General features: G+C 68.7%; 9 protein-coding genes and 2 tRNA genes. 9 read left to right on the top strand and 2 right to left on the bottom strand.

Annotation, left to right across the window (positions count from 1 at the left end):
* Positions 1 to 74: 74 nt before the first annotated feature.
* A complete protein-coding gene (locus HUV06_RS02565; RefSeq protein WP_174299701.1) occupies positions 75 to 344 on the bottom strand; it encodes a Usg family protein in 270 nt (89 codons plus the stop codon).
* A gap of 180 nt (positions 345 to 524) precedes the next feature.
* On the opposite strand from HUV06_RS02565, the gene HUV06_RS02560 reads away from it, so the two are divergent.
* Complete coding sequence (locus HUV06_RS02560; protein ID WP_174299700.1) at positions 525 to 737, top strand: KTSC domain-containing protein; 213 nt, start codon at positions 525 to 527, stop codon at positions 735 to 737.
* A 33-nt stretch (positions 738 to 770) separates the two neighbouring features.
* Here the strand turns inward: HUV06_RS02560 and HUV06_RS02555 are convergent, their stop codons facing one another.
* Positions 771 to 2,000 carry an argininosuccinate synthase gene (locus HUV06_RS02555; RefSeq protein ID WP_174299699.1) on the bottom strand — a complete coding sequence of 410 codons (1,230 nt, stop codon included), beginning with the start codon at positions 1,998 to 2,000 and terminating at the stop codon, positions 771 to 773.
* 146 nt (positions 2,001 to 2,146) lie between these two features.
* Here HUV06_RS02555 and HUV06_RS02550 point away from each other — a divergent pair, with 146 nt between their 5' ends.
* The 8 genes from HUV06_RS02550 (at position 2,147) to HUV06_RS02515 (ending at position 11,681) form a co-directional block, all read left to right on the top strand.
* Entirely contained in the window at positions 2,147 to 3,718 is a 1,572-nt protein-coding gene (locus tag HUV06_RS02550; RefSeq protein WP_174299698.1) for a hypothetical protein, read from the top strand.
* A gap of 59 nt (positions 3,719 to 3,777) precedes the next feature.
* Complete coding sequence (locus tag HUV06_RS02545; RefSeq protein WP_174299697.1) at positions 3,778 to 5,271, top strand: glycosyltransferase family 39 protein; 1,494 nt, start codon at positions 3,778 to 3,780, stop codon at positions 5,269 to 5,271.
* 119 nt (positions 5,272 to 5,390) lie between these two features.
* Positions 5,391 to 8,174: a DNA polymerase I gene (gene polA, locus HUV06_RS02540; RefSeq protein WP_254600844.1), complete on the top strand. Its 2,784-nt coding sequence runs from the start codon at positions 5,391 to 5,393 to the stop codon at positions 8,172 to 8,174.
* Between the two features lie 387 nt (positions 8,175 to 8,561).
* A complete protein-coding gene (locus HUV06_RS02535) occupies positions 8,562 to 9,110 on the top strand; it encodes a hypothetical protein (protein WP_174299695.1) in 549 nt (182 codons plus the stop codon).
* A gap of 122 nt (positions 9,111 to 9,232) precedes the next feature.
* Positions 9,233 to 9,652 (top strand): TadE/TadG family type IV pilus assembly protein, encoded by a 420-nt coding sequence (locus HUV06_RS02530; protein WP_174299694.1) that lies wholly within the window; start codon positions 9,233 to 9,235, stop codon positions 9,650 to 9,652.
* Position 9,653: 1 nt separating this feature from the next.
* On the top strand, positions 9,654 to 11,348 hold the full coding sequence (locus HUV06_RS02525; RefSeq protein WP_174299693.1) for a TadG family pilus assembly protein: 1,695 nt from the start codon (positions 9,654 to 9,656) through the stop codon (positions 11,346 to 11,348).
* A 75-nt stretch (positions 11,349 to 11,423) separates the two neighbouring features.
* A tRNA-Asn gene (locus HUV06_RS02520) sits at positions 11,424 to 11,498 on the top strand.
* Positions 11,499 to 11,607: 109 nt separating this feature from the next.
* Positions 11,608 to 11,681: transfer RNA gene (locus HUV06_RS02515), tRNA-Gly, on the top strand.
* The last annotated feature ends 96 nt before the right edge of the window (positions 11,682 to 11,777 follow it).

The following is an 11,777-nucleotide window of genomic DNA, read 5'->3' as shown; positions in this document are numbered from 1 at the left end:
CTCCGACCCGGACGCGGGCCTTCATCCGCTTAAATAGGAAGCAGGGAGCCTTGTTCCGAGGGCGGCGACGCGCCTTAGTTCAGCGTGCCGACCATGTCGGCGAAGCGCACGCGCGCGGGCGTGACGATCCCCACCGTGCTCAGCCGCACCGAGTGGATCACCGCCTGGATCTCCTTGCGCCAGTACTCAAGGAAGCTGTGCACCCGGGGATATTCCGGCGCCACGTCCAGGGTCTGCCACATGAAGCTTTGCAGCAGCTTGGGGTGATCGGGCATGTAGTAGAGCACTTCGGCGGTGGTCAGACGGCCACCCTTCAGCTGGGTCTCGAACTCGTCCGTCCTCATCGGCTGAACTCCTCACGCCATCGCACGCACGAAGAAACGAAGCACAGGCTTAATGGACCGTTTCACGCGTTCGTCACGTATGCGGGAGGCTGGGCAAGGTCTGCCGCAAGGTGCAGCGATCCTGGGTCTGGCGCCTTAGACAAAGGCGCCGGAGCCCCCGCCCGATCCCGTTTGAAGTCCATGCCCGCCATCGATTCGGACGCCATAGCCCAGGTGGAGTACGAGGCCGCCGCACGCACCCTGTTCGTACGCTTCACCAGCGGCGAGTGGTACGCCTACCTGGACGTCCCGCCCCTCACCTTTCAGCGGCTGCTCGCCGCCGAGTCGAAGGGCCGCTTTTTCCAGGAAGACGTGCGAGGCCGCTACGACTTCGTAAAGCTCGACAGGCCTTGAGGCTCCTCCCCCTCCCGAGGGATGGATGAAGCGTCAGGCCTGCCGGTCGCGCTGGGCCAGCACCCGCAGCCGCAGGGCGTTCAGCCGAATGAAGCCGGCCGCATCGCGTTGGTCGTAAGCAACGGAGCCTTCCTCGAAGGTCACAAGCTGCTGATTGTATAGCGAGTAGCGCGACTCCCGCCCGATCACCGTGACGTTGCCCTTGTAGAGCTTCACCCGCACGCGGCCGGTGACCTTCTCCTGGCTCTTGTCGATCAGGGCCTGCAGCATCTCGCGCTCGGGCGAGAACCAGAAGCCGTTGTAGATCAGGCTGGCATAGCGCGGCATGATCTCGTCCTTCAGGTGGCCCGCGCCGCCGTCGAGGGTGATCGACTCGATGCCCCGGTGGGCGGCCAGCAGGATGGCGCCGCCCGGCGTCTCGTAGACGCCGCGCGACTTCATGCCCACGAAGCGGTTCTCCACCAAATCCAGCCGCCCCACGCCGTTGTCGTGGCCGAGCTGGTTCAGCCGGGTGAGCAGGGCCGCCGGCGACAGCGCCTCCCCGTCGATGGCCACCGGATCGCCGCGCTCGAAATCCATCGTGAAGATGGTCGGGCGGTCGGGTGCGTCCTCCGGTGCGATCGTGCGCTGGTGGACGAACTCCGGCGCTTCCACGCTCGGATCCTCAAGCACCTTCCCCTCGGAGGAGGAGTGCAGCAGGTTAGCGTCCACCGAGAAGGGCGCATCGCCCCGCTTGTCCTTGGCGACGGGAATCTGGTTCTTCTCAGCGAAATGGAGCAGATGCTCACGGCTCTTGAACTGCCACTCCCGCCAAGGCGCGATGACGTGGATGTCGGGCTCCAGCGCGTAATAGCTGAGCTCGAAGCGGACCTGGTCGTTGCCCTTGCCGGTCGCCCCGTGACAGACCGCGTCCGCCCCCGTCTGGCGCGCGATCTCGATCTGGGACTTGGCGATCAGCGGCCGGGCGATCGAGGTGCCGAGCAGGTACTGGCCCTCGTACACCGTGTTCGCCCGGAACATGGGGAAGACGTAGTCGCGCACGAACTCCTCGCGCAGGTCCTCGATGAAGACGTTCTCGGGCTTGATCCCGAGCATCAGCGCCTTGTCCCGCGCCGGTCCCAGCTCCTCTCCCTGGCCGAGGTCGGCGGTGAAGGTGACCACCTCCGCGCCGTACTCGGTCTGCAGCCACTTCAGGATGATGGAAGTGTCGAGCCCCCCCGAATAGGCGAGCACGACCTTCTTCACGGGGCGGGTGTCGGCCATGGGAACGGCCTCCGGACGTTGGGGAGCGACGGGACGCGGCGGCCTTAAAGGACGCCGACCTGCACGGCGCAAGGTGTTTGTCGCCAAGTCACGCCGCGAACCTCGCCGCAGGGAATGCTTAATCCCGTCGGTGCAAGGCTTGCATCATGACGACTGTCACCGACCATGGGCCGGCCGCGGACGCCATCGACGCCAGACGCTGGGCCGCCGTCCTGAGCCGCCGCGTACAGCCTGCGGCGCCCTCTCTCGCCTTCGTGACTCTGGTGCTCCTGCTGGCGGTCGGAGGGCACGTGCACAGGCCCTGGTTCGACGAGGCGCAAGCCTGGCTGATCGCCCGGGACGCCAGCCCCTGGACCCTGCTGGCCCACGCCGTCCGCTACGAGGGCTCGCCCGGCCTTTGGCACCTGCTGCTCCAGGCGGCGCAGCGGCTCGGGCTTCCCTTCAAGGGGCTGTGGCTGGTCAGCTCATGCCTGAGCGCACTGGGTGCATGGCTCGTGCTGTTCAGATCGCCCTTCCCCATCGCACTCCGGATCGGGCTGGCCTTCTCCTATTTCTTCGCCTTCCAGTACGCCGTCGTGGCGCGGAGCTACGCTCTGGACGCGGCCCTCCTGCCGCTGATCGCGACGCTGTTCCCGGGGCGGGGACGGGCGCCTGTCAGCTACGCCGCGCTGCTGGGGCTGCTCGCCAACTGCAACGCCCATAGCTTCATCATCTCCGTCCCGCTCGCGGTGGAGTTCGCCTGGACGCTCCGGGGCGACCTCTCCGCGAGGCGCGCAGGCGCCGCGGCCGCTCTGGCCCTGTGCGGCCTGCTCGGCTTGGCGGCCGCGCTGCAGGCCTGGCCGCCCGCCGACATCAGCTCTCCCTCCGGCCATAGGAGCTTCTCGCTTCTGCGGGCGGCGCTCCTCGCGTCCGAGGCGGTGGTCGACCGGCTCGACATCTTCTCCATGCAGCCGCCGACCGGATGGAGCCGGCTGGGCGGCCTGGCCGTGACCGCGGCGGTGATCACGCCCATCGGCCTGCTCAGCGCCGCTGCGGGCCGAGCGAGGCTGTTCTGCGGCGTGCTGGCGGCCTTCCTGGGGTTCACGGCGGTGCAGTTCGGCAACCTCTGGCATTCGGGCGTGCTCTGGCTGGCCTTGCTGATGCTGGCCTGGATCAGTTGGGAGGGCCGCAGCCGGGCGCCCGCCTGGCGACAACGCTGGCTGATCGGCGGCCTGGCCGTGGCGGTGCTCTGCCAGGATGTCGCCACGGCCAAGGCCTGGTTCAGGGAGATCGGCAAGCCCTATTCGGGAGCGCCCGCAGGCGCGGAGGCCCTGAAGGTCCGCCTGCTGGCGCATCCCCTCGAGACGGTGGCCGGGCTCGGCGATCGCAGCTTCGGCGTCCAGCCCTGGTTCGCCCGGAACCTGTTCGCCAACTATCGTGGCGGCGCGGCAGGGCCGGCCTACTATGTCTGGAGCCGTACCGGCTCGCCGCCCTTCACGCCCATGCCGCGGGCCTGGGACGCCGTACTGGCGAGCGGCTATGACTGGGTAGTGGTGGGCGACCTGAACCTGCTCGCCCCCGACAAGCGGGCCGCCTTCTACCGGATTTCCGCCGCGCGCAGCTACTGCCTGAAGGCGGCCTTCCCCGGCGCGATCAACTGGAAGGGCTACAGCGAGGAGCCCGACACCCTGGTGCTGTACGGCCGTTGCGCGGCCCGCTGGGCGATCGCGACGCGGTGAGTCTGGCGGCGTCTCCGTCCTCGGCTTGGCGGATGTCGCCTCGGCGGCGCCGGCAGCTTGTGCTGACGGCGGTCCTGGCGGGGTGCGGTGCCTTCCTGTTCATCGGCGTCCGCACGGTCCCCATCGTGCTCTGGGACGAGTCGCGCAATGCGGTGAACGCGCTGGAGATGCACCAGCGCGGCCTCAGCCTGGTGACCACCTACGGCGGGCGCCCGGATCTATGGAACACCAAGCCGCCGCTCTTGATCTGGAGCATGTGGACCAGCATGGCCGTGTTCGGGCCTTCGGAATGGTCGGTGCGCCTGCCGTCCATGATGGCGGCCATGGCCACGCTGGCGCTGACCTTCTCGTTCACCCGCCGGGTCACAGGCTCGGTGTCGGCCGCCGCATTGTCGACCTTCCTGCTGGTGAGCAGCCTGAACTTCTTCGGGGAATTCGGGGCGCGTACGGGCGACTACGACGCGCTGCTCGGGCTGTTCACGACCGGCTATCTCCATCAGCTGTTCTTCGCGGTCCACCGCCGCAAGCCAGGGGCGGGCCACCTTATGGCGGTCGCCCTGCTGGTGTCGGGCGCCGTGCTGACCAAGAGCGTCATGGGCCTCCTCCCAGGCGTGGGCGTGGCCGCTTACCTGCTGCTGACCGGCCGGTGGCGACGCCCGATGCAGAGCCCGTGGTACGCCGCAGCGGGGTTGGCGGCGGTGCTGCCCGTGGCGGCCTTCGTCCTCCTGCGTGAGCACGCCGCGCCTGGCTATCTCCGTGCGGCCATGACCAACGACCTTGGCGGCCGGTTCGGCGCGGCGGTCGAGGGCCACCTGGGGCCGCCCTCGTTCTATCTGGACACCGTGTTCGGCCTCGGCCTGTTCAGCGCAGGCGTCCCGGCCCTGCTCGCGCCGCTGGGCATGCTGACGGCGAAAGGGGTGGCGCGGCAGGGGCTGATGTTCGCGCTGTGCGTGGTGGTCGGCGTGATCGTCCTACTCAGCCTCAGCGCCACCAAGCTCGCCCACTACGCCTCTCCGGCCCTGCCCTTCCTGGCGATCGCCTGCGCCCTCGCCATACGTGAAGGCCTGCGCGCGCTGCGGCGGCGTGGCCAAGCCGGCCGCTTTGGATCGGGGCTGGCGACAGCCGTCCTCGCGCTCGGCCTGGGCCTGATTGCCTGCCGCGCCGCCTGGCTGCGGCTGGACTTCCTGCCCGGCCAGGAGTTCCGGCCCAAGGCCCTGTACGGTGAGCTGTTCCGCTCGCTGGAGCAGCAGGGCGTCAGGGCGGTCGATGTCGTGGAGGGCGGTGTGGGCACCCTGGGCTGGCGCACGGACGGCGTTCCCACCGACTACGCACCCCAGCTCCGCTTCTACACCCTGCTCGCGGGCGAGCAGGGCTTGCGGGTGCGCCGCATCACGCCGGACGGCCTGGCGGCGGCGGGACCCGGCGATCTCGTGGCGAGCTGTGATCCGGCATTCTGGAACATCGTGTCCCAGCGAGGCGCCGACCTCTCCACCGTGGCCGGCTGCAAGGTGGTTCGCTCCGGAGCGCCGCCGCCGATCGCTCGCCGGCGCTAGGTCGCCGGGCCGGCAGCGGTTATCTTGCCGGCATGAGCGAGATCACCCTGCTGGACCCGTCCGAGGCTGACGCCGACCTGGAGATCACGGCCCCGGTCGAGGTCGATCCCGCCAAGCCCATGCGGCTCTATCTGGTGGACGGTTCAGGCTACATCTTCCGGGCCTTCCACGCCCTGCCGCCGCTGACCCGCAAGTCGGACGGCCTGCCGGTCGGGGCGGTGTCCGGGTTCTGCAACATGCTGTGGAAGCTGATCTGCGACACCCGCGACGGCGACGACGGCAAGGGCCTGGGCGCGCCCACCCATCTGGCGGTGGTGTTCGACGCCAGCGAGAAGACCTTCCGCTCGCAACTGTATGACCAGTACAAGGCCCACCGGCCTCCCCCGCCTGCCGATCTCGTCCCCCAGTTCCCCCTGATCCGCGAGGCGACGCGCGCCTTTGGCGTGCCGGCCATAGAGCTGGAGGGCTACGAGGCCGACGATGTGATCGCCACCTACGCCCGCCAGGTCTCCCGCGCCGGCGGAGAGGTGGTGATCGTCTCCTCCGACAAGGATCTGATGCAGCTGGTGGACGAGCAGACCTGCCTGCTCGATCCCGTCAAGCAGGTGAAGATCTGCCGCGCCGAGGTGATCGAGAAGTTCGGCGTGCCCCCCGAAAAGGTCATCGAGGTCCAGGCGCTGGCCGGCGACAGCGTGGACAACGTGCCCGGGGCCCCGGGCATCGGGATCAAGACCGCCGCCCAGCTGCTGACCGAATACGGCGACCTCGACACGCTGCTGGAGCGCGCGCACGAGATCAAGCAGCCCAAGCGACGCGAGACCCTGATCAACTTCGCCGACCAGGTGCGCGTCTCCCGCCAGCTGGTCACGCTCGCCGACGACGCGCCGGTGCCCGATCCGGTGTCCGACTTCGTGGTGCGCGCGCCGGACCCCAAGGTGCTGGCCGACTTCCTCGACCAGATGACCTTCAAGAGCCTCGCGCTCCGCGTCGGCGAGATGGCCGGCCTGCCCGCCCGCAGCCCCACGCCCGCAGCCCCCCCGCCTGAGGCGGTGAAGATCGACCCGGAGACCTACGTCTGCATCCAGGACCTGGAGACGCTGGACGCCTGGATCGCGCGCGCCTTCGAAGCCGGCCTGATCGCCTTCGACACCGAAACCGACGCCCTGTCCTGCTCCAACGCCGGCCTCTGCGGCATATCCCTGGCGATCACCCCGGGCGAGGCCGCCTACATACCGCTCGGCCACTGCGCCGCCGCAGGGCTCGACCTCGCCGAGCGCGAGCACTGGACCCAGCTTGGGCTGGAAGAGGCCATAGAGCGGCTGAAGCCGCTGATGGAAGACCCCACCGTGCTCAAGGTGGCCCAGAACGCCAAGTACGACATGGCGGTGATGAGCCGCTACGGCGTGCGCGTGGCGCCCATCGAGGACACCATGCTGATGTCCTACGTGCTGGACGCCGGCGTCCACAACCACGGCATGGATGAGCTGTCCCAGCTCCACCTCGGTCATGTGCCCATCCCGTTCAAGCAGGTGGCGGGGGTGGGCAAGAAGCAGGTCAGCTTCGCCGAGGTGGAGCTGAAGCCCGCCACCGCCTACGCCGCCGAAGACGCCGACGTGACGCTGCGGCTCTACCACGCGCTCAAGCCCCGCCTTCAGAGAGAGCGCCTGCTCACCGTCTACGAGACGCTGGAGCGGCCCATGCCGCAGATGCTGGCCACAATGGAGTGCGCCGGGATCAAGGTGGACCCCGATCGCCTGCGCCAGCTCTCTCACGAGTTCGGGATCAAGATGGTGGAGGCGGAAGGGCGCGCGCACCAGCTCGCCGGCCACCCCTTCAATCTCGGCAGCCCCAAGCAGATCGGCGACGTGCTGTTCGGCGAGATGGGCCTGCCCGGCGCCAAGAAGACCGGCACAGGCGCCTGGTCCACCGACGTGAAGGTTCTGGAGGACCTCGCGCTCCAGGGCCACGCCCTGCCCCGCGCCATCCTGGACTGGCGCCAGATTTCGAAACTGAAGGGCACCTACGCCGACGCCCTTGTCACCGCCATCTCGCCGAAAACCGGCCGGGTGCACACCAGCTTCGCCCTGGCCTCCACCACGACGGGGCGCCTCTCCTCCTCCGACCCCAACCTGCAGAACATCCCGGTCCGCACCGAGGAGGGTCGCAAGCTTCGCACCTGCTTCATTGCCGAGCCCGGCCACGTCATCGTCTCGGCCGACTACTCCCAGATCGAGCTGCGGCTGCTGGCCCACATCGGCGACATCCCGCAGCTGAAGGAGGCCTTCCGCAAGGGCCAGGACATCCACGCCATGACCGCCTCAGAGATGTTCGGCGTGCCGATCGAGGGCATGGACCCCATGGTCCGAAGGCGGGCCAAGGCGATCAACTTCGGTATCGTCTACGGCATCTCGGCGTTCGGCCTGTCCAACCAGCTCGGCATCCCCCAGGACGAGGCCGGCGCCTACATCCGCACCTATTTCGAGCGCTTCCCCGGCATCCGCGACTACATGGACAAGACCCGCGCCTTTGTGCGCGAGCACGCCTACGTCACCACCCTGTTCGGGCGGCGCATCAACATCCCCGACATCCGCTCCAAGGCCATGGGCATGCGCCAGTTCTCCGAGCGCGCCGCCATCAACGCCCCCATCCAGGGCGCCGCCGCCGACATCATCCGTAGAGCCATGATCCGCATGCCTTCGGCCTTGAAGGCGGAAGGGCTCAGCGCGCGGATGCTGCTGCAGGTCCACGATGAACTCGTGTTCGAGGCGCGGAAAGAGGAGGCGGCGGATCTCTGCGCGCTCGCTTCACGGGTCATGTCGCAGGCGGCGGAGCCTGCCGTGGCCTTGTCGGTCCCCCTCACCGTAGACGCCCGCGCTGCCGCTAACTGGGACGAGGCGCACTAGCGCCTACGAAACGGCCCCGCAGACCTCCCGGGAGACCTTACGTCTTAGGCTTGATGGCCGATTTTCTCCGACCTCACCTGCGATGCGGGAAAGTCTAGCCGGGTCGGCTGACTTTCTACCTGTGCGCGCAACATCCCGACACCAACTTTAAAGGTAGTCGAGCTAGGTATGCAACTCTACCTTAGGGAGAGCGACGTGCCTGACATCTCCATCCCGCCTGGAAATGCTCACGCGAGGAACATAGGCCAGGGGCTCGCCTCATCGATCCGAGCCGATCTGGGGAGGCTTCTGAGGCGTCGCAGGACCTCCACCGCGGAAAGCCGGCCGGGAGCAGAAGGCTGGCTTGCGAACGACGTCCGGTGCGCCCGGCAGGCGTCCGTCGATCTGGTGACCCACCCGCCTTCGTTCGTCGCCTCTCCGATCCTGAACGCCTACGCCGCTTCGACCCTGGAGATCGACCGTCGGACCCGGGACCTGGCCACGGGCCCAGGCCTCGCCCTTGGTCCTGTCGCCGTTCAGGCCCTCATCGGCGACGTTCTGCAAAGGTTGGAACCGCTCGCGCGAGAGGCCGAGCTGGCGCTGCTGCGCGACGTTCATCCGGCGCGCGACGGTGTCTGCTGCGCGGAGCCCCGGCGCCTGCGCACTGTAGTTTATCACCTGATCCTACGCGCCCTCTCGATGGAGCAGGCGCCGGGCCACGTGCGGGTCACGGTCGAGCTCACCGGGCATGAGGCGCACATCCTGATCCTGTCCCGCACGCCGGAGGCGAGGCTGGCGGACCACGGCGACGCGGCCCGCCAGGACCTGGTCGCGCCGCAGCGCCTGCTCCAGGCCATGGGCGGTTCGCTGGTGCTGGAGCCCAGGCGGGCCGCTTACCTGCCGCTCTGCATCGCCCTGCCGGCTCTGTCTGCGGCCACCATGCGGGTCGCCGCGTGATGGCTCGAGTCGGATGTTCAGCGCGCTGCACCTGTGCGTCGACGGCCGTCCGGCCCGCGCCTGAGACGTCTGTCCGCAAAGGCACGACCACGTCTCGGATCACGGCGTCAGGGCGTTTTCGGTTGCAGGACCCGCCGGGGCGATCGCCGCTCTGCACCAGCGGCGCGGTGGCCTTGGAGTTCGCGATCATCGGGCCGGTCCTGATCATGCTGCTGCTCGGGATCATGGTCTATGGCGGCTACTTCCTGATGGCTCACTCGGTACAGCAGCTGGCCAACGACGCCGCGCGGGCCGCGCTGGGCGGCCTGTCCGACAGTGAGCGACAGCAGCTCGCCGCCAACTGCCTTGCCAACGAGCTGCCGACCTACGGCTTCCTGAGCCCCAAGCTGGTCCAGCTCGGCTATGCCGACCAGTCGCAGGTGATGACGGTCAACATCGCCTACGACGCGTCCGGCAGCCCGCTCTGGGCTCTGAACGGCATCATCCCGATGCCCTCGTCGTCCATCGTCCGCAGCGCTTCGGTCCAGGTCGGGGGGTTCTGAGGTGCGCCCGCTTCTTCAGGCCTTCGCCGCAGACCGCAGCGGCGTCGCAGCGATGCTGACCGCGCTCTGCATGCTGGCCCTGATCGGCAGCGCTGCGGTCGGAGTGGACCTCGGGAACATCTACATGAAAACCCGCCAGCTCCAGGGCGTGGCCGATCTGGCGGCCATGGCGTCTGTCCAGAGCCTGGATCCCGCTTCAACCCAGTCCCCCGCCGCGACCGCCCAGGCCACCGCCGCCCTGAACCCCTGGCCCGGCGGCGTCACAGCCCAGACGGTCACGGGGCTCTACGCGGCCGACGCCTCGGTCCCCGCCGCCCAGCGTTTCACCGCCTCCACCTCAAGCCCCAACGCCGTGCAGGTGACGCTCCAGGCGCCCGTGCCGCTCTACTTCGCCGCCCTGCTGATCGGCCGTCCCAGCCTTACCCTCACCCGCACCGCCATCGCCGCCCGCGCCAGGTTCGCCGCCTTCTCCATCGGGTCGGGGTTGACCTCGCTGAACGGCGGCGTGGCCAACGCCCTGCTGTCGGCGCTCACCGGCAGCCAGGTGCAGCTCTCGGTGATGAACTCCCAGGCGCTGGGTTCGGCGAACGTGGACCTGCTCCGCTACCTGCCAGCGCTGCAGGCTCGTGCGGGCCTGCAGGCGCTGAGCTTCAGCCAGGTCCTTACCACCGCGATCGCCCCTTCCGTCGCCCTCGCCGCCTTGGCCGACACCCTCACGGCCAGCGGCCAGCCCACCGCCGCCGCCGCACAGGCCCTGGCCATCGCCTCCGCCGCCCTGCCGCCCACGCCCCTGTCAACGATCCTCGATCTGGGTCCGTACGGCAGCCAGGACCAGACCACCGATGGTAGCGGCGCGAGCCTGACCGTCGGCGCCATGAACCTCTCGACCGCATTGCTGACCGCCGCCAGCGGATCGCGCGAGCTCAGCGTGTCGTTGAACGGACTGGTCCCAGGGGTGGCTCAGCTGACGCTTTGGCTGGCGATCGGTCAGCGGCCCAGCCAATCCCCGTGGCTGACCGTCACCGACGCTGGCAAGATCGTGGTGCGAACCTCGCAGATGCGGCTCTACATCCAGGCAAGCCTGGCGCCGGGCCTGCTCTCCACCGCCTCAGGCGGCGCGCTGGTGACCCTGCCGATCTACGTGGAAGCGGCGTCCGCCCAGGCGAAGCTGCAGGCCATGCAGTGCCCCGCAAGCGCGGCGGACCAGGGGCTGGACCTCTCCGCCTCTCCGAGCCTCGGGACCTTCGCCCTGGCCCAGATCGACCCCTCCACCCTGCGCAACTTCACCACACCCGTCGCGCTGCAGACCGCCACACTGCTCAATGCGGTCCTGGTGCGCGCAACCGCCTACAGCCGGGTCGACATCGGCGGCGGCCAGACAAGTTGGCAGACGGTCCACTTCAGCCAGGCCGACATAGCTGCAGACACGATGAAGAGCGCCTTCACCAACGACATCGCCCAGGCCAGCGTCGCTTCACTGCTCGGCGGTGTCAGCGTGCAGGTCCAGACGCCCGTGCTCTCGCCCGGCCTCACGCCCGCCATCCTGTCTCCAGAGCTGCAGGCCCTGCTGGTGCAGGCCGCGCCTTCGCTGGATGCGCTCGTGGGGCAGGTTGAGGCGCTGAGCGGAGTCCGGGTAGGTGAGGCGGATGTTTGGGCTGACGGGCTGCGCTGCCGCGGCTCCGCCCTGGTCTCTTGAGCCAACACAGGTCCACCTGCGGCCGCCCGCTTGCGCGCCAAGCGGGCGGAGGCTATGACCCCGCCTCCACGCTGATCCGCGGTAGCTCAGCGGTAGAGCAATCGACTGTTAATCGATTGGTCGCAGGTTCGAATCCTGCCCGCGGAGCCACCTGAGATCGAGTTGGCGGCGACCGAACTCTTTGACTGTCACCAACATGGGATGATAGGCTCAGCGTTTATAAAGTTGGCCTCTCCGACGAGTCGACCGACACAGGCTGGCGGGTATAGCACAGTGGTAGTGCAGCAGCCTTCCAAGCTGAGTATGCGGGTTCGATTCCCGCTACCCGCTCCATCGTCGGAGCCGCGTTGACCCGGACGACCTTCTCGCCTAGTTTCGTTCCTTCGGCGCCATCCCTGATCGCGCCCTCCACCGCCACGACCCCGGCCC

This window comes from Caulobacter sp. S45, assembly GCF_903642205.1.
Taxonomy (GTDB): Bacteria; Pseudomonadota; Alphaproteobacteria; order Caulobacterales; family Caulobacteraceae; genus CAHJWH01.
This window is presented reverse-complemented; position numbering and strand designations above follow the sequence as displayed.